This window comes from Vreelandella alkaliphila (assembly GCF_016107625.1).
Classification (GTDB): domain Bacteria; phylum Pseudomonadota; class Gammaproteobacteria; order Pseudomonadales; family Halomonadaceae; genus Vreelandella; species Vreelandella alkaliphila.
The window spans coordinates 24,161-42,534 of record NZ_JABASV010000017.1 but is presented as its reverse complement, the minus strand read 5'-3'; the positions used below and the strand labels follow the sequence as shown (position 1 = coordinate 42,534).

Here is an 18,374-nt window from a genome sequence, read left to right as displayed (position 1 = left end):
TGGCCGAGTGCTCAGCATAGCGGCTTGGTTGCCTGCGGCAAAGTGGTGTGCGCCAGAACATGCTGTGCTGTGATAGAATATTACACCTTGAAAACGGGGTGAGGTGGTGCAATCCATGGTGTCTACTCATAGTATCTACTTATAGTTCATAGTATCTACTCATAGTTCATCGTATCTACCCACTCTTTAGACTTGCTATAGCAAGCTCCAGACATTCAGATCGACAAGTGACGTGACGACCGATCCACTAGCGAAGACGCATAACGCATGACGCTTCTTGCCCTGGGAATAAATCATCGTACCGCCAGCGTGGCCGTACGTGAGCAGGTTGCATTTACGCCAACGCAGCTGGAAAGCGCGTTGACGGAACTGCGTAACCTGCCACAAATCAGCGAAGCGGCTGTGCTTTCGACGTGTAACCGTACCGAGCTTTATTGCGTTACGGATGCCGCCGGTGAGCATGCCGTGCTGGATTGGCTTGGGCGCTTTCATAATTTGCGCGTCGAAGAGCTTTCCCGCTGTGCTTATCATTATCTTGACAACGATGCTGCGCGTCATCTGATGCGTGTCGCCGTTGGCCTGGACTCTATGGTGCTGGGCGAACCACAAATACTCGGTCAGTTAAAAGATGCTTATCAGCAGGCCCGCCAAGCCAATGGGTTGGGGGGGGAATTGGAGCGGTTATTCCAACACACCTTCGCGGTAGCCAAACAAGTGCGCACGGAAACGGGCATTGGCAAAAATCCAGTGTCGGTCGCGTATGCTGCTGTCAGTATGGCTAGCCGTATTTTTGATGATTTTAGCCGTGCCAGAGCGCTTTTGATCGGGGCGGGAGAAACCATTGAACTGGTAGCGCGTCATCTTCATGAAGCCGGTGTGCGGCATCTCACGGTAGCCAATCGTACCCGGGAACGCGCTGAGCAAGTGTCTGCTCCTCTGGGTGGTTCTGCTATTACACTGCCAGAAATACCGGAGGCGTTAGAGCAGGCTGATATCGTCATATCCTCCACGGCTTCTCCGCTGCCGATCCTAGGGAAGGGAATGGTAGAGCGTGCGCTGAAAAAGCGCCGCCATCGACCGGTGTTTATGGTGGATATCGCGGTGCCCCGTGATATCGAGCCAGAAGTGGGTGAGCTTGCAGATGTCTTCCTTTATACCGTTGATGATTTGCAAGAGGTCATTGAAGAGAATCGCCGTCACCGTCAAGTTGCCGCTGATCAGGCTGAATCACTCATCGAGCACGGGGTGGGTAGTTGGCAGCATGAGCGTCGAATCCGCAATGGCGGCGAAATTATTCGCGACTATCGACGTCACGGAGAGGCCATTCGAGATCATTCCCGTGAGCAAGCTCTTGAGCGATTAGCCAAGGGTGAAGATCCTGCCAAGGTGATTGAACGTCTAGCTCACCAATTGGCGAATCGGTTAATGCACCAGCCCACGCTTGCCTTGCGCAACGCTGCATCCCAAGAAAATAACGAGTTGCTGAATGCCGCGCCCAATATACTACTGCCTGCTAAGCCTGCCTTTGAGCAACCAGTGGCCGCGGTAAAATGCCAGAAGGATGATACACCCGCATGAAAGAGACTTTGCGCCAACGTCTAGATAGCTTTTCCGACCGTTTTGAAGAGCTGGCAATGCTGCTGTCTGACCCTGAAGTGATTAATAATCAGCAGCGTTTTCGCGACTACTCCCGTGAGTACGCGGAATTAGAAGAGCTGGTCGCCGCCTGGCAGCGCTACGGCGAGGTAGAAGAAAGCATCGAAGAAGCCGTGCAGTTAAGTCGCGACAGCGACCCCGATATGCGCGAGCTGGCGGAAATGGAAATCAGTGAGGGGCGTGAGAAACTTGAAGCCCTGGATAGTGAGCTGAAACGCCTGCTGGTGCCTAAAGATCCCGATGATGGTCGCGGTGTTTTCTTGGAAGTGCGTGCTGGTACGGGCGGCGATGAAGCCGCTATTTTTGCGGGTGATCTGTTTCGCATGTACTCACGTTATGCGGAAAAGCGTGGCTGGCGCGTTGAAGTGGTCAGTGCAAGTCACGGCGAGCAGGGCGGTTACAAAGAAGTTATTTCTCGCGTGAAAGGCGATGGTGTCTATGCGCGCTTGAAATTTGAATCTGGCGCGCACCGCGTACAGCGCGTGCCCGCGACGGAATCGCAAGGCCGGATACATACGTCCGCCTGCACGGTGGCGGTCATGCCTGAAGTGGACGACGTGGGCGATATCGATATTAATCCCTCTGATTTACGCGTTGATACCTATCGCTCCAGTGGCGCGGGTGGTCAGCACGTCAACACCACAGATTCCGCTATTCGTATTACTCACCTACCTACAGGCGTCGTGGTGGAGTGCCAGGAAGAGCGCAGTCAGCATAAAAACCGTGCAAAGGCGATGTCGTTGCTGGCAGCCAAGCTCAAACGCAATGCGGTTGACTCGCAGCGCCAAGAGCAAGCAGACGCTCGCCGCTCATTGGTCGGTTCAGGGGATCGTAGTGAACGAATCCGGACTTACAATTTTCCCCAGGGTCGGATTACCGACCACCGTATTAACCTGACACTCTATAAACTAACGGAAGTCATTACGGGTGAGCAGCTTGATGATGTCATTGAACCGCTCATTCACGAATATCAAGCAGAGCAGCTTTCGGCCCTTCAGGACGCCTAATGAGCTTTGATGTTGTGACTTTCGATGCTCTTTTACGACGAGCGGCGACTCGGCTGCAAACGGTAGGTTCGCCTTCCCCTAGAATTGATGCCGAGGTACTGCTCAGCCACGCAACAGGGCATGACCGTACTTGGCTGTATACCTGGGGAGATTGTGAGTGCCCCCTTTGGGAGCAAGCACGATTTGATGCGTTGGTGGCGGCACGTGCCCAGGGAATGCCAATTGCCTATCTGACCGGTGAACGAGAATTTTGGGGGCTGCGGCTGGCAACATCGACAGAAACGCTGATTCCACGCCCTGATACCGAAACCCTGGTTGAGGCTGTCCTAATGCGTGCCAAGGCGAGGGCGGGGAGGTTGCTGGATCTTGGCTCTGGCACTGGCGCTATTGCACTTGCGTTTGCCAGCGAGAAACCTAACTGGCAAGTAATAGGGGCGGATATTCGCCCAGAAGCAGTGGCGCTCGCAACGCGAAATGCACAAGCGCTGAAGATCGATAATGCTCGGTTCGTAATTAGCGATTGGTTTAGCGCGTTCGCTCAGCCCCCTCAAGCGGTTGCATTCGATATTATTGTTAGTAACCCGCCCTATATAGCTGCCGACGACCCACATTTGCGGCTGGGTGATGTGCGTTTTGAGCCATTATCGGCACTAGTGGCCGATGCTGACGGGATGGCGGATTTGCTGCATTTGATTAGCACTGCTTGTGGCTACCTTTCCGATGGCGGCTGGCTTGCCCTAGAGCATGGTTATACGCAAGCGACCAACGTACGCACTGCGTTAGTGCGTGCTGGCTTCCAAAACGTTGAAAGTGTGCAAGACGTTGGAGGTCATGAACGGGTTACCCTGGGGCACCTTTAATAACTGCCTGATTCATCAGTATTGGATCCTGCCATGAAACCAAAAAATAGAACGCTGGACCGGATCGATCTTAAAATTCTGCGCTGTCTGCAGGAAAATGCGCGAATTTCCTATGTCGACCTTGCCGCTGAAGTCGGCTTATCCACAACCCCGTGTTTAGAGCGTGTTAAGCGCCTTGAGCGTGCGGGTATCATTCGCGGCTATCAAGCTATTCTTGATCCGCAGGCACTGAAAGCGAATTTGTTGGTCTTTGTGGAGATTAGCCTGGAAACTCAATCCCCTGCTGTGTTTGATGAGTTTCGTCGGGCGGTCGAGAAACTGCCGCAAATCCAGGAGTGTCACTTGGTGTCTGGCCAGTTTGATTATATTTTAAAATGCCGAATTCCTGAGATGTCCGCTTACCGGCAACTGCTAGGCGATGTCGTACTGACACTGCCTGGAGTAAAAGAGTCCAAAAGCTATGTGGTAATGGAAGAAGTGAAAGAGAGCTTCAACTTACACATACCCGATTTCGAGGAATTTGAGGATAAGTAATCCCATGATGGATGATCAGGCGCTGCTGCGCTATAGCCGCCAAATTATGCTACCCGAGGTTGATATTGAGGGGCAGGAGCGCTTGAGAAATGCTCATGCTCTGATTGTCGGTGCAGGTGGGCTTGGGTCTCCCGTGGCGCTTTACTTAGCGGCCGCTGGCGTGGGCAAAATCACTATTGCCGACGCTGACACGGTAGAGTTGTCAAACCTGCAGCGCCAGATTGCTCACCAGCAGGCGAATATCGGCACCAACAAGGCACGTTCAGCAAAAGCGAGCATGCAGGCACTTAACCCTGAGTGCCATGTAATCGCCTTGGAGCAATATGCAGATGGCAAGGCGCTTGAGGCACTGGTAGCGTCGGCAGATGTGGTGCTAGATTGCACCGATCGTTTTTCAAGCCGTTATGCGATTAACGCTGCTGCTCAGCAGGCAGGTGTGCCACTTGTCTCAGGAGCGGCAATTCGTTTTTCTGGGCAGTTAGCCGTCTTTGATCCTCGCAACCCTGCATGCCCCTGTTATGCGTGCCTGTATCCTCCTGGCGATAGTGAAGATGAAGCCTTGAGTTGTGCAGAAAGCGGTGTCATGGCGCCACTGGTTGGGTTGATTGGCTGTTTTCAAGCGATAGAAGCTTTTAAGCTGTTGAGCGGTGCAGGAAAGCCGCATCAAGGACTCGCCACTTTTGAGGGTTTGAGCGGGCAGTGGCGTCATTTTCAGGTGCCGCGTGATCCTGCTTGCTCAGTGTGTGGGCACACTGATTAACCCTACGAGCAAAAAAACGCCCGCAGGGCAGCGGGCGTGACGTCACGGTCTTTTACGTCAAAGGAAACAGCCTAAAGGGCGGCAGGGGGTCCACCCCTCAGGCTAGCTAATGTCGATCAGATTAGTGGCGAATCAAATAGTCAAACGCACCAAGTGATGCTTTTGAACCTTCACCCATGGCGATAATAATTTGCTTGTATGGCACGGTAGTCACGTCGCCTGCGGCAAATACGCCTGGAACCGACGTCATGCCATGGGCATCGACAATGATTTCGCCGCGTGGCGTCATTTCAATCGGTGAGCCTTTCAGCCATTCGGTATTAGGCACTAAGCCAATTTGAACAAAGATGCCTTCTAGTGCGATGGTTTTCAGCTCATCGATATTGCGATCTTTATAGGCTAAGCCGTTAACCCGGCTTCCGTCGCCTGTCACTTCCGTGGTTTCAGCGTTTAAAATAATGTCGACGTTAGGCAGGCTCTTAAGCTTTTTCTGTAGTATGGCGTCTGCACGCATCTCACCCATAAACTCGACTAGGGTGACGTGGCCTACAATACCGGCCAGATCGATAGCGGCCTCAACGCCAGAGTTGCCGCCGCCAATCACTGCTACGCGCTTGCCTTTAAATAGCGGGCCATCGCAGTGGGGGCAGTAAGCAACGCCTTTGTTGCGGTACTGTTGTTCACCAGGCACATTCATCTCGCGCCAACGCGCACCGGTTGCCAGGACGAGGGTTTTACTCTTCAGCTTAGCGCCCGACTCGAAGGTTATTTCGTGCAAATCACCTTCGTTTTCAGCTGCTTTAAACGACGTGGCGCGCTGAAGGTTCATAACGTCAACGTCATACTCTTTAACATGCTCTTCCAGAGCGCTAACCAGTTTAGGGCCTTCGGTATGGCTGACGGAGATGAAGTTTTCAATGCCCATGGTGTCTGCCACCTGTCCACCGAAACGCTCAGCAGCAACGCCTGTGTTGATCCCTTTACGGGCAGAGTAGATTGCTGCTGAGGCACCTGCAGGGCCACCACCAATTACCAGCGTATCAAAGGCGGCTTTTTCGCTAAGTTTTTTCGCTTCTCGTTCGGCAGCACCTGTATCAACCTTGGCTAGAATCTGCTCTAAGGTCATACGTCCCTGGTCAAACGGTTTACCGTTTAAATAGATGCTGGGAACCGACATGATTTCCCGAGCTTCGACTTCATCTTGGAACAGTGCGCCATCAATGGCTACGTGGCGAATATTTGGATTGAAAATCGCCATCAAATTGAGCGCTTGAACAACGTCTGGGCAGTTTTGGCAGGAGAGCGAGTAATACGTCTCGAACAGCATTTCGCCGTCAAGCGCCTTGATTTGATTTAGCAGTTCTTCGGACGTTTTTGGAGGGTGTCCACCCACTTGTAGCAGTGCCAGCACCAGCGAGGTGAACTCGTGCCCCATCGGGATGCCAGCAAATACCACGCCGGTTTCTTCGCCGGGGAGGTTAATGGCAAATGACGGCGTGCGATTATCTTGACCGTCAGTTTGTAGTGTAATCTTGTCGCATAGGCCGCTGATGTCTTCGAGCAAACCTAGCAATTCACGTGACTTGGCACCGTCATCGAGGGACGCAACGATCTCGAACGGTTGAGTCACTTTTTCTAAATAAGCTTTCAACTGATTTTTTAAATTGGCGTCCAGCATGACAGTGGCTTCCTCGCAGTCAGCAGTAATGAGTTCTCAACCTAAAACGCTCGCTGCTGTTGAAAGACCGCAGCATGAGTAAGAGCGATAGGGAAAACGATGGTTGCGTTAACACGGGTACTCAAAAACGGGTACTTAAAAACAGGACACCCGGGGTATGCCCGGGTGTCGTGCTGCCTTAAGGGGCAACCCTGAACGGCAGCGGTAGGCCGTTTAGATTTTGCCTACGAGGTCCAGAGACGGGGCAAGTGTCTCTTCGCCTTCTTTCCATTTAGCCGGGCATACTTCATTTGGGTTCTCGCGAACGTACTGGGCAGCCTTCACTTTGCGCAGTAGCTCTTCAGCGTTACGGCCGATGTTGCCAGCGTTGATTTCGACGATCTGAATTTTGCCGTCGGGGTCAACAACGAAGGTGCCACGCTCTGCAAGACCTGCTTCTTCAATCAATACCTCGAAGTTGCGAGAGATCTGTAGGGTCGGATCAGCAATCATCGGGTACTGCAGCTTGCCGATGGTTTCAGAGCTGTCGTGCCAAGCTTTGTGAGTAAAGTGGGTGTCAGTAGACACGCTGTAGATTTCAACACCTAGCTTTTTAAATTCAGCGTAGTTGTCAGCCAAGTCACCCAGCTCAGTCGGGCAGACAAAGGTGAAATCAGCAGGGTAAAAGAAGAAAATAGACCACTTACCTTGCAAGTCTGCTTCAGTGACGTCGATAAATTCGCCGTTCAGGTAGGCAGTCGCTTTAAACGGTTTTACTTCAGTATTGATCAAGGACATTCAGAACGTCTCCAGAATAAGTGAGTGGCAGTGAAAAAAGTTATTACTCATGGTAACCAACTACGACCAATAGCTAAAATTGTAAAAATGAATCTAAGCAATAGTTTTAGACTATCAATGTGTGTTTTTCTGAGTTGGCTACCCTACAAGTGGGGTCGCATGAAGCAGAATACAAGAATTTTCCCCATGGGCTTGCGATAGATGTCGCTGCACCGCAAAATTCGCTTATCTGGCATAGTAGCCACAGCTGTTTTTAATGTTTTAGCGTAAGCTTGACGTTTGAATGACTCGGTAGTTAACGAAATATTCTTAGCGATATTGGTTTTAATAAGGAGTAGTGAGATGGGCAATATTCACAAACTTTCAGTGGCCGTTACGGCCCTATCTTTTGCCGTAGCGGCTGCTAATGCCCAAGCAAATGAAGTGCGAGTTTACAACTGGTCCGACTATATCGCCCCTGAAACGCTAGAAAAGTTTACCGAGCGCACCGGTATTGAAGTGACCTATGATGTTTATGACAGCAATGAAATATTAGACGCTGCGCTTTTGTCTGGCCGTTCTGGCTACGATGTCGTGGTTCCTTCTACTTATTATTTTACCCGCCAGGTAAAGGCCGGTGTTTTCCAGCCCCTCAATCATGAGCTATTGCCTAATTTAGATAACCTCAATCCTGAATTGATGGCCAGCCTGGAAGAGATCGATTCGGGTAGCGAATACTCGGTGCCCTATATGTGGGGTACCAACGGCATTGGTTATAATGTTGATCGTGTGACAGACATTTTAGGCGATGACGCGCCAATGAATAGCTGGGCGCTGCTCTTTGATCCTGAAATTACCGCCGCGTTGAGCGAGGCCGGTTGTGGGCTGTCGATGCTGGATTCTGCTGATGAAATGCTGTCTCCCGCCATGGCATATCTAGGGTTTGATCCGCGTAGCGAAAATATCGAAGACCTGGAAGCTGCTGGTGAACTCATTGCCAGTGTTCGCGATGACATGACTTATTTCCACTCTTCTCGTTATGTTTCCGACTTGGCGAATGGTGATGTTTGTGTGGCCGCAGGCTATTCCGGTGATGTTTTCCAGGCGGCTGATCGTGCCGAAGAAGCCGGTCGTGACTTCACTATTGGCTACAGCATTCCTAAAGAGGGGGCCGCGCTGTGGTTTGATATGATGGCAGTGCCTGCTGATGCGCCGAATTCTGAAAATGCCCACGCCTTCATTAACTTTATTCTTGATCCGGAAATCGCCGCTGAAATTACCGAGTACGTGCGTTATGCCAACCCTAATGCGGCGGCTAATGAATATCTCTCTGATGAAATTATCAATGACCCGGCTATTTACCCTGAAGCCGAAGTGATGGAAAACCTCTATTTGCAGGCTGAAAAACCTCAAGACGTTCTGCGCGCACGTACGCGTATCTGGAATCGCGTCAAATCAGGTCGTTAATTTAGTCATCGCCTAACAGCGAGCCAAGCGAATGCTGGGCTCGCTGTTACTTTTTTAACGCCCGGTTTCCGGGCCTTTTGATGGGAGTGGCGAATGGTCACTACGCCCCTGTCGAACGAGCCGTCATCCTCTCCTGCGGTAACCCCTCCCGCCGCTCAGCGCGCTCAGGGAAAAACGCCAAGGTTTGCAGAAGATATTGTGCTTGAGGTAAAGCGCTTAAGTAAGCGCTTCGACGATGCGCTTGCGGTCGATGATGTTAATTTACAGGTAAAGCGCGGCGAAATTTTCGCCTTGCTAGGTGGGTCAGGATCAGGCAAGTCGACGTTGTTGCGTATGTTGGCAGGGTTTGAGACGCCCAGCGAAGGGCGGATTCTGCTTGGCGGCGAAGATATCACCTCTATGCCGCCACATAAGCGTCAAATCAATATGATGTTTCAATCCTACGCGTTATTTCCCCACATGACGGTAGCGCAAAACATCGCTTTTGGGCTCAAGCAGGACAAGCTAGCTAAGGCAGATGTCGATGCGCGTGTCGCACAAATGCTCAAACTAGTGCATATGGAACGTTTTGCTAAGCGTAAACCGCATCAGCTTTCCGGCGGACAGCGCCAGAGGGTAGCGCTTGCCCGTTCACTGGCCAAGCGTCCCAAGCTGCTGTTGCTGGATGAGCCGATGGGGGCGTTGGATAAAAAACTGCGCACTGAAATGCAGCTTGAGGTTGTCGAGATCATTGAGCAGGTAGGAGTGACCTGCATCATGGTGACTCATGATCAAGAAGAAGCCATGACCATGGCCGACCGCGTTGCGATTATGGCCGATGGCTGGATAGAGCAGGTGGGTTCACCGGTCGATATTTATGAAAGTCCAGCCAGCCGAATGGTGGCGGAATTTGTCGGCACAGTGAATCTGTTCGAAGGTGAAATCGTCGAAGACGCTGCGGACCACTGTCGCATTGCATCACCCGCATTATCTCGACCGCTTTATATTGATCATGGCATCACGACCCAGGCGGTAGATCGCCGCGTGTGGGCTGCGCTGCGCCCTGAAAAAATCTGGCTAACCCGTGAGCAGCCATCCGCAGAGTACAACTGGGAAGCAGGCAAGGTTGATGATATCGCTTACTTGGGGGGCTACTCGCTTTACTACGTGCGTACTGCCTCTGGGCAAATGATCAAAGTGAGTATGGCCAATACTGAGCGGCGTGGTGATCGCCCAACCTGGGAGGATAGTGTTTATGTCTATTGGGAAGACCATAGCGCTATCGTGCTGAACCGCTAATGCCTCAGTGGCTGACAGGAGATCGTCTATCGTGATGCCATCTCGCATTGCAGGCTTCGTAAAGCGGTTGCAGTTAGGTCGTCGCGCAGTTATCGCGCTTCCGCTTTTGTGGCTTACGCTATTCTTTTTGTTGCCGTTCGCGCTGGTCCTAAAGATTAGCCTTTCGGAAGCAGCAATTGCTATTCCCCCCTATGGGCCGCTGGTTGAGTATGCTGATCAAACGCTCAATATCTTTTTGAATCTAGGCAACTATTTGTTTTTGTTGTCAGATTCTCTCTATGTGGCGGCCTACTGGGGCTCGATAAAAACCGCGTTTGTAGCGACAGCAGTATGTCTGTTGATTGGCTATCCGATGGCGTATGCGATGGCCCGTGCTCCGGGGCGCTGGCAACTTATTTTGCTGCTGTTGGTAATGCTGCCGTCGTGGACGTCGTTTTTGATTCGCGTCTATGCATGGATGGGTATTTTAAGTAATAGCGGGTTAATCAATAACGTATTGTTGGGAATGGGGCTGATCGACTCACCACTACGCATGATGAACACCCAGTTTGCTGTCATTATCGGCATTGTTTATGCCTATCTGCCGTTTATGGTACTACCACTTTATGCCCATCTAACGCGGTTGGATAACTCGCTGCTAGAAGCGGCGTCTGATTTGGGTTCGCGCAAGCTTAATACCTTTATCAAAGTCACGCTGCCGCTCTCTATGGGCGGAATCATCGCGGGCTCTATGCTGGTATTTATTCCCGCCGTGGGTGAGTTTGTGATCCCTGAGCTGCTCGGGGGCCCGGATACGCTGATGATTGGTAAAGTGCTATGGGAAGAGTTCTTCTTAAACCGCGACTGGCCTGTGGCCTCGGCGTTAGCCATGGTAATGCTATTGCTGCTGTTAATTCCCATTGTGTGGTTCCATCGCTACCAGTCACGGGAGCTTGAATCATGATGAGACTGCGTAGACGCCCAGGCTTTACCACAGTGATGTTAGTGTTGGGTCTGTTGTTTCTTTATTTGCCCATGGTGGTGTTGGTGGTCTACTCCTTCAATGCCTCACGGCTGGTGACAGTGTGGGCAGGATTCTCCACACAATGGTATGGCGAACTTTTTCGTGATCAACAGATCCTGTCTGCGGTTTGGACAAGTCTGAAAATTGCCTTTTTTGCCGCCAGCATGGCGGTATGCTTGGGTACAGTGGCCGCTTTTGTAATGACGCGCTATGGCCATTTTCGCGGCAAGACGGCACTGTCGAGTATGGTTACCGCGCCGCTGGTAATGCCGGAAGTTATTACGGGGCTGTCGCTATTATTGCTATTTGTGCAGATGGCTCAACTGATTGGCTGGCCGGCTGATCGTGGCATGGCGACTATATGGATTGCTCACACAACGTTTTGTAGTGCGTATGTTGCGGTGGTCGTGGCAGCCCGCTTACGTGAAATTGATCGCTCTATTGAAGAAGCTGCCATGGATTTAGGCTCGCCACCGGTGAAGACTTTCTTCTTTATTACGCTGCCTGTTATTTCGCCTGCATTAGCAGCGGGGTGGTTGCTGGCATTCACGCTTTCACTAGATGACTTGGTTATTGCCAGCTTTGTCTCTGGCCCTGGTGCCAACACGCTGCCAATGGTGGTGTTTTCGTCAGTGCGGATGGGGGTGTCGCCTAAGATCAATGCGCTGGCTACGCTGATTATTCTGGCCGTATCGCTCACGACGCTATTGGCGTGGTTCTTCATGCGTCGGGGTGAAGCAAAACGAAAAGCACTATTGCGACAAGCCGAGAGTGCTTAGCGACTAGGGTGTTAAAGCACATCGTCGTCTCGCCCGGTGAGCACTGCTTCTAGCTCACCGGTTATTAGCGAGACAATGATGTGTAATTGAATCGGCGCACAGCACTGGTGGCAATCCTCCCAGGTATCGTGGCTACCTTGAGAGGTGTCGATAAGAAACGTGAGTGGTGTATCGCAGTAGGGGCAGTAAAAATCATGATTTACTAGCGCGTCATCCTGCATGGCTATTTCCCCTTAATGTAATCGCTAGCGCCCTTTTATCGAAAAGCCCTGAAAATGAGTAAGTCTGAAGATAATAGTGTAGCAGTGACCTTGTCCGGTAGGACATGTAAGTAATGAATCAGGTAGGATAATGACGTATTCCTTAAAGCCACCTAGAGATGAGTGCGATGATGATACGACACATGGCAGTAGCGGCCTTTTTGGCCTTCCCGATGGTCGCCCAGGCAGAAACCCCTAACGTCAAGCCTGGCGAGTGGGAGTTTGTCAGCGTGACTAGCATGAGTGGTGACATGCAAATTCCGGATCAAACGGAAACCGAACGTCAGTGCATCACTCAAGAAGAGCTGGATAGCGCTGAGTTTGGCTTCATTGAAGAGGAAGAGGGTTGCGAGCTGCTCAGCCAGGATATGAATGCCGATGGCCTTTCCTACAGCATGGTTTGCCGTGCCGATGGCGGTGAAGCGACTATCGACGGCGAAATGCGTTTTATGGGTGAGCAGATCGAAGGTAACGTGGATATATTCACCCAATCGCCGATGGGTGAGCTGACCATGAATACAGTGATTGAAGGCGAGCGTATTGGTAACTGCGAATAAGACGGCAGTTAGCATCTTCATGACCTAAAACAAAAGGCGCCTGTGTGGCGCCTTTTGCTTAGTGCGAAGGCCGCTATATGACCTTTCGCAATGGCTTATGTTAGCGCTCGGGGGTATTAAGCGGCGTATGATGAGCGATAGGAGCGCTGGCTATCTCTTCTTCTAATTGGCGTTTAACTGCCCCAGGCGAGCCTGAGTAACGCGCAAGCAGGTCGTAGGCTACCGGGACGACAAACAGCGTAAATACGGTCGCAGAGCCAACACCCGCCATAATGACAGTGCCAATAACCAGCCGTGATTCCGCACCCGGGCCGCTTGATAGTATCAGCGGTATCGCACCTGCCATCGTAGTGACTGCTGTCATTAGAATTGGCCGTAAGCGTGTCACCGATGCTTCAATTAAGGCAGAGCGAAACGCCTGGCCCTCATCGCGTAGCTGGTTGGCAAACTCAACAATCAGAATGCCGTTTTTAGCGGCAAGGCCAATAAGTAGTACTAAGCCTACTTGGCTATAGATATTGAGTGACTGCCCGCTAAGCAGCAAGGCAAGCAGGGCGCCGATCATGGCTAGCGGGACGGTCAGCATGATAACAAATGGGTGAATTAAGCTTTCAAACTGGGCCGCAAGTACTAAGTAAACCACCACGGCACCGAGCACTAATAAGAACATGGTAGCGCCACTGGCCTGTTGAAAATCGCGAGAAGGCCCAGCAAGGTTCGTTTGTACCTCTTCTGGCAATATATTGTCAGAGGCTTGTTGCAAATATTCCAATGCTTCACCAAGGGGATAACCATCGGCTAAATTGGCTTCAATCGTAATGGCGCGAACGCGATCAAAGCGGTTCAACGTGCTAGCACCCGCGAAGTCAGAGAGCGTTACTAGGCTGGCTAGAGGAATCAGCTCTCCTGAGCGTACTGAGCGCACTTGAATATTGTTTAGCGCAGCAGGGCTGTTTTGACCGCTGCGGTCACCTTCAAGGATGACATCGTACTCTTCCCCGTCATCCACATAACGAGTGACGTTGCGCCCACCGAGTAGCACTTCCAGCGTCCGGCCTATCTCTGAAACCGTGACGCCCAACGCTGCAGCGCGTTCATAATTGATATCCACGCGTAACTGGGGCTGTGTCTCATCATAATTACTTTCAATAGCGGTAATACGTGGATTATTTTCACGAACATGAGTAATCAACCTATCCCGCCAACGCGCTAAATCCTCGTAAGTGCCGCCCCCAAGTACGAACTGCACAGGCTTTTGAGTGCGCTGTCCAAAACCTTGTCTCATCACTGGAAAGGCCTGAACACCTGGCAGTGTTCGTAGCTGCTGACGAATCTCGGCCATGATTTCCCAAGCGCTACGACGGCTTCCCCAGTCAGCCATGTTGACGATAATAAAACCGCTGTTGAAATTTTCGATATTACCAAAGCCGCGTGGTGCGCGAACCACAATTCGTTCAAGCTCACCATTTTCTACAAAAGGCGTTAATCTGGCCTCTATCTCATCCATATAGTCCATCATATAGTCAAACGTTGCGCCTTCAGGGCCGTTGACAAGGATAATGAAATTGCCACGATCTTCTTGCGGAGTGTATTCATTGGGCAGCTCGGTTGCCAGCCAAGCGGTAGCGGCTATCAACAAGAAAAACAGGGCAACGACCAGCCACTTTAATGTGAGTACGATTTCTAATGCACGCTGGTAACGACGTTGGGTGCCCGTTAGCAGCCACTGAACGGCTTGGCTAAGTCGGCTATCATGCATACCTGGCTTGAGGATCTTAGAAGCCATCATCGGGGTGAGGGTAAGGGCTAGTAGAGTTGAGACAACAACCGCCGCCGCCATGGTAAGTGCGAACTCTGAAAATAGCCGACCAATATCCCCCTGCAGCATGCTGAGGGGAACGAAGACTGCCACTAGCACCAGCGTGGTAGCAATCACCGCAAAAGCGATTTGCCGTGTGCCTCGAAATGCTGCGACCAGTGGTGTTTCTCCGTAGTCGTGCATACGTCGATTGATATTTTCAAGCACTACAATCGCGTCATCAACAATCAGCCCAATCGCCAGCACCAGCGCCAATAGCGTGAGTAGATTAATCGAAAAGTTCATGGCGGCTAGGGCGGTAAATGCCCCAATGACAGCAATCGGCACCGTCACTGCAGGCACTAGTGTAGTGCGCAGATTACCTAAGAACATAAACATCACCACGACGACTAGCCCCATGGCGATAAACAGCGTCATCACTACTTGTTCGATAGCGCCTGAAACAAATACTGATGCATCATAGTTAAGGCTGAGTGACATCCCCTCCGGCAAGGTGCCTTGAAGCCGGTCAAGTTCTTGTCGAACGGCTTCCGATAGCTCCACTACGTTGGCCGTTGATTGCATGATCATGCCTAGTCCCACCATCGGGACGCCATTGGCACGAAACACAGATCGGTCCTCTACCGAGCCTATCTCGACACGCGCTACATCGGCCAGGCGTACTAGATAACCGTTACTGCCTTCGATTAAAGCAATCTGTTTAAAATCATCAGCGGTCGCGAAACTGCGCGGCAAACGAACAATAAATTGGCGATCTTCGGATTCAATTGAGCCCGCTGGCAACTCAACATTTTCAGCACGCAAAGCATCCTCAACATCGCCGACAGTGAGCCCCCGTGCTGCGAGTGCATTGCGGTCCAGCCAAACTCGCATCGCGTAATCACGTCCACCACCCACGCGCACCCTTGCCACGCCGGGTTGTACCGAAAGGCTGTCCACCAGAAAGCGATTGGCATAATCGGTCAGTTCGGTAATGGAGTAATCCGCACCAGAGAGACTGAGCCACACGACAATAGTCTCACTACTGTCGGCTTTAGTGACCTCAGGATTATCTGCATCATCTGGAAGGTTGCGCAGTGCTCCTGAAATACGATCGCGGATATCGTTGGCGGCAGCATTGATATCCATGCTGATGGCGAACTCGATTTCAATTCGTGAACGACCATCCTCGCTTTGCGAGGTAATTAACTCAATGCCTTCCACGCCGGCGATACGGTCTTCGAGCACTTGGGTAATGCGTGTCTCTACAACGCTTGCAGATGCGCCAGGGTAGCGGGTATCAATACTAACGATAGGTGGATCAACCGTTGGGTATTCTTGCAGGGGCAGCCGGTTGAGTGCCAGTAAACCAAACGCGATAATCAGTGTGGCAATCACCATCGCCAGCACTGGCCGCTGAACTGAAATGTCGGATAAGCGCATTAGCGATCAGCCTCCAGTAGCGTGCGAATATCCGTCTCTTCATCAGCGATACCTAGCAACCTGACTTGCTGGCCATCTCGAGCGAGCTGTAATCCGTGAATCACAATTAGGTCACCTGCACTGATACCCTCCAGCACCTCTACTTCACCGCTTCGTCGTTCGCCAATAATGACTTCTCGCCGTTCTAATCGAGAGGTGTCGTCCTGCTGGTTGATCAGCATCACAAAGTGGCGGTTGCCACTGGGTTCGATCGCTGCTTCAGGAAGCACAAGCGTATCGCGGACTCGTTGCTGAACTACGACCTCCATTAACATCCCAGGCCGCAGACGCAGCCCAGGGTTTACCATGGCAGCGCGAACGTTAACACTGCGGGTGATAGGGTCTATGCGGGTGCCAATGCTAGAGATCTCACCGCTGAAGAGCTCGTCTGGGAATGCCGCTGTAGTAGCACTCAGCTTTAGACCGTTGGACAAACGCCCTAAAAATACTTCAGGTACGGTAAAGTCGAGCTTCATGACATCTAGCTTATCAAGTGTGACAAGCTCCATGCCGGGCGTTACTAATGCACCGATACTGACGTTACGAAAGCCAACTCGCCCGCTAAAAGGGGCATGTAAGCGATAATTTGACAGCCTGGCCTCTAACGCTTGTGCGTCAGCTTGTGATTGGCGTAAACGCGCCTGGGTATCTTCTACATCAGCCCGCGGAGCGAGGTTGCGTTGTTGCAACTGGGTGGCTCGACCTAGCGCATTGCGACGTTCATCATTGAGGGCTTGCGCAGCCCTTAGCTGAGCCTGTTCTTCAGCATCTTCTAAACGAATTAATAGCCTTCCGCGCTCTACCTGTTCGCCATCTTCAAAGTTAATCTCGGCAATCGTATCGGTCACCGTGGCGGAAAGTGTCACGCTTTCATCTGCACTCAGTGTCCCTAGCGCTTCAAGCGGATCAGACCAAGTTGTTATAGCGGCGTAGTGCCCAATAACCGGAGGGGGAGACTGTGCCAACGACGGACTAGCCCATATCAGGGTAAACAACCAGAAGAGCAAAATACGTTTACAAACAAGCATGAGCGTCTCAGTGTTATCAAAATGCTTAGTAATACCACTTAGGGGATCACCGTGTTAGAGGGCGAAGTGTATACAGTGATATTCTGTTAAAAAGATATACGTTATTTGTACGGTATATTTTTAATGTACAGTAATTTTGAGCTATTTACCTGTTAAAATGCCTCTCATTTTTTCATCCTGGGAGCCTAATTTTATGGTCTACGACGTCGTCGTCATTGGTGCAGGAGCCGCTGGTTTAATGTGTGCGGCTCAAGCGGGTTACGCGGGGCGTCGTGTACTGTTGGTGGACCATGCCAACAAAGCGGGCAAGAAAATATTGATGTCTGGAGGAGGGCGCTGCAATTTTACCAATCTTGCGACTACGCCTCAGAACTTTTACTCGGAAAATCCGTATTTTTGCATTTCTGCGCTAAAGCGTTACCGTCCTGAGCATTTTGTGTCGTTGATAGAGCGGCATGGCGTTGAGTATGTGGAGAAAGCCCCAGGCCAGCTCTTTTGTGCGAGCTCCGCTAAAGACATTGTTAGCGTCTTACTCACCGAGTGTGAATGGGCCGGCGTCGAGGTGTCGCTCAGCACGTCAATTTCTAGGCTGGAGCGAATGGGGGATAGCATGCGCTTAGCCACGTCGTTGGGAAGCATCGACGCGGGTACGGTAGTGATTGCTACGGGGGGGCTTTCGATACCCACGATGGGGGCGACAGGATTTGGTTATGATATTGCCCGTCAGTTTGGCTTAGATGTTCTGCCTACCCGTCCAGGTTTGGTGCCGTTTACCTTGAGCGATAGTTGGAAAGAGCGCGCAGCAGCACTTTCTGGGGTCAGTGTGCCATGCGAGGTTAGCTGCAATGGGAGGCGCTTTAAAGAGCCAATGCTATTTACTCATCGTGGCCTGTCAGGCCCATCGATGCTGCAAATTTCCAGCGTTTGGCAACCTGGTGACACTATCACTATTAATTTACTACCCAGTGAACATGCTGCTGACGTTTTACGTCATGCACGTCATGCGACCCCTAAGCGTCAGCTGTCCACTTGGCTGGGAGAGCGTTTTCCAAAGCGCTTTGCCCAAGCGTTGCTAGAGTGGTACCCAGACGCCAATCTTACCAGCCCTCTGGCAGAGTACAGTAATGATGCGCTTGATCATTGGGCTCAGCGGCTAAACCAGTGGCAGTTAAAACCGTCAGGTACAGAAGGGTGGCGAACAGCGGAGGTAACAATGGGCGGGGTAAGTACGGAAGCGATTTCATCAAAAACATTTGCAGTGAAAGACCTACCGCAGCTTAGGCTTATCGGTGAAGTGCTAGATGTGACGGGGGAATTGGGGGGGTACAACTTTCAGTGGGCTTGGGCAAGTGGTGTCGCTTGCGGGCAGGCGTGCTGATGAGTGTAAAGAGCTGGGCCGTAAACACGTAGAGCATTCAAGATTAGCGTTTATAAAAACGGCCCAGCGACGTTCTCAAAAAAATATCATTTG

Annotated in this window: 16 protein-coding genes; 11 read left to right on the top strand and 5 right to left on the bottom strand. The window is 51.5% G+C overall.

What is annotated here, in order from left to right; translation table 11 throughout:
• Positions 1-267: 267 nt before the first annotated feature.
• The 5 genes from hemA to JFC11_RS17740 are packed head-to-tail and all read left to right on the top strand — an operon-like array spanning position 268 to position 4,817.
• Positions 268-1,578, top strand: a complete 1,311-nt coding sequence (hemA, locus tag JFC11_RS17760; RefSeq protein WP_038482719.1) for a glutamyl-tRNA reductase — start codon at positions 268-270, stop codon at positions 1,576-1,578.
• Positions 1,575-2,663, top strand: coding sequence for a peptide chain release factor 1 (prfA, locus tag JFC11_RS17755; protein WP_095602303.1), 1,089 nt, complete (start codon positions 1,575-1,577; stop codon positions 2,661-2,663). The genes hemA and prfA overlap by 4 nt, the downstream gene beginning before the upstream one ends.
• A 14-nt stretch (positions 2,664-2,677) precedes the next feature.
• Positions 2,678-3,523, top strand: coding sequence for a peptide chain release factor N(5)-glutamine methyltransferase (gene prmC, locus JFC11_RS17750; protein WP_319618845.1), 846 nt, complete (start codon positions 2,678-2,680; stop codon positions 3,521-3,523).
• 33 nt (positions 3,524-3,556) lie between these two features.
• Positions 3,557-4,057: an Lrp/AsnC ligand binding domain-containing protein gene (locus JFC11_RS17745; protein ID WP_038482725.1), complete on the top strand. Its 501-nt coding sequence runs from the start codon at positions 3,557-3,559 to the stop codon at positions 4,055-4,057.
• 4 nt (positions 4,058-4,061) lie between these two features.
• On the top strand, positions 4,062-4,817 hold the full coding sequence (locus JFC11_RS17740; protein WP_198350184.1) for a HesA/MoeB/ThiF family protein: 756 nt from the start codon (positions 4,062-4,064) through the stop codon (positions 4,815-4,817).
• A gap of 121 nt (positions 4,818-4,938) precedes the next feature.
• On the opposite strand, the gene ahpF is transcribed toward JFC11_RS17740, so the two are convergent.
• Both ahpF and ahpC read right to left on the bottom strand, forming a co-directional pair.
• Entirely contained in the window at positions 4,939-6,495 is a 1,557-nt protein-coding gene (ahpF, locus tag JFC11_RS17735) for an alkyl hydroperoxide reductase subunit F (RefSeq protein ID WP_198350183.1), read from the bottom strand.
• A gap of 213 nt (positions 6,496-6,708) precedes the next feature.
• Positions 6,709-7,272 carry an alkyl hydroperoxide reductase subunit C gene (gene ahpC, locus JFC11_RS17730; RefSeq protein WP_038482734.1) on the bottom strand — a complete coding sequence of 188 codons (564 nt, stop codon included), beginning with the start codon at positions 7,270-7,272 and terminating at the stop codon, positions 6,709-6,711.
• Positions 7,273-7,614: 342 nt separating this feature from the next.
• Between ahpC and JFC11_RS17725 the strand changes: the two genes are divergently transcribed.
• From JFC11_RS17725 to JFC11_RS17710, 4 genes are all read left to right on the top strand, one after another.
• Positions 7,615-8,718: a polyamine ABC transporter substrate-binding protein gene (locus JFC11_RS17725; RefSeq protein WP_038482736.1), complete on the top strand. Its 1,104-nt coding sequence runs from the start codon at positions 7,615-7,617 to the stop codon at positions 8,716-8,718.
• 93 nt (positions 8,719-8,811) lie between these two features.
• Positions 8,812-9,996, top strand: coding sequence for an ABC transporter ATP-binding protein (locus JFC11_RS17720; RefSeq protein WP_198350182.1), 1,185 nt, complete (start codon positions 8,812-8,814; stop codon positions 9,994-9,996).
• A 34-nt stretch (positions 9,997-10,030) separates the two neighbouring features.
• A complete protein-coding gene (locus JFC11_RS17715; protein WP_232482968.1) occupies positions 10,031-10,939 on the top strand; it encodes an ABC transporter permease subunit in 909 nt (302 codons plus the stop codon).
• Entirely contained in the window at positions 10,936-11,778 is an 843-nt protein-coding gene (locus tag JFC11_RS17710) for an ABC transporter permease subunit (protein WP_198350181.1), read from the top strand. Before JFC11_RS17715 ends, JFC11_RS17710 begins: the two co-directional genes overlap by 4 nt.
• Positions 11,779-11,789: 11 nt before the next feature.
• Here JFC11_RS17710 and JFC11_RS17705 read toward each other — a convergent pair whose 3' ends face one another.
• Entirely contained in the window at positions 11,790-11,999 is a 210-nt protein-coding gene (locus tag JFC11_RS17705) for a zinc ribbon domain-containing protein (RefSeq protein ID WP_038482745.1), read from the bottom strand.
• Positions 12,000-12,181: 182 nt separating this feature from the next.
• Here JFC11_RS17705 and JFC11_RS17700 point away from each other — a divergent pair, with 182 nt between their 5' ends.
• Entirely contained in the window at positions 12,182-12,595 is a 414-nt protein-coding gene (locus JFC11_RS17700) for a DUF3617 domain-containing protein (RefSeq protein ID WP_232482965.1), read from the top strand.
• Between the two features lie 100 nt (positions 12,596-12,695).
• Here the strand turns inward: JFC11_RS17700 and JFC11_RS17695 are convergent, their stop codons facing one another.
• Positions 12,696-15,836: an efflux RND transporter permease subunit gene (locus JFC11_RS17695; RefSeq protein ID WP_198350179.1), complete on the bottom strand. Its 3,141-nt coding sequence runs from the start codon at positions 15,834-15,836 to the stop codon at positions 12,696-12,698.
• The gene (locus JFC11_RS17690) at positions 15,836-16,903 is read right to left on the bottom strand and encodes an efflux RND transporter periplasmic adaptor subunit (protein WP_038482751.1); all 1,068 of its coding nucleotides are present in this window, start codon (positions 16,901-16,903) and stop codon (positions 15,836-15,838) included. The genes JFC11_RS17695 and JFC11_RS17690 overlap by 1 nt, the downstream gene beginning before the upstream one ends.
• A 193-nt stretch (positions 16,904-17,096) precedes the next feature.
• Here JFC11_RS17690 and JFC11_RS17685 point away from each other — a divergent pair, with 193 nt between their 5' ends.
• On the top strand, positions 17,097-18,281 hold the full coding sequence (locus tag JFC11_RS17685) for a BaiN/RdsA family NAD(P)/FAD-dependent oxidoreductase (RefSeq protein ID WP_038482754.1): 1,185 nt from the start codon (positions 17,097-17,099) through the stop codon (positions 18,279-18,281).
• Positions 18,282-18,374 lie beyond the last annotated feature (93 nt).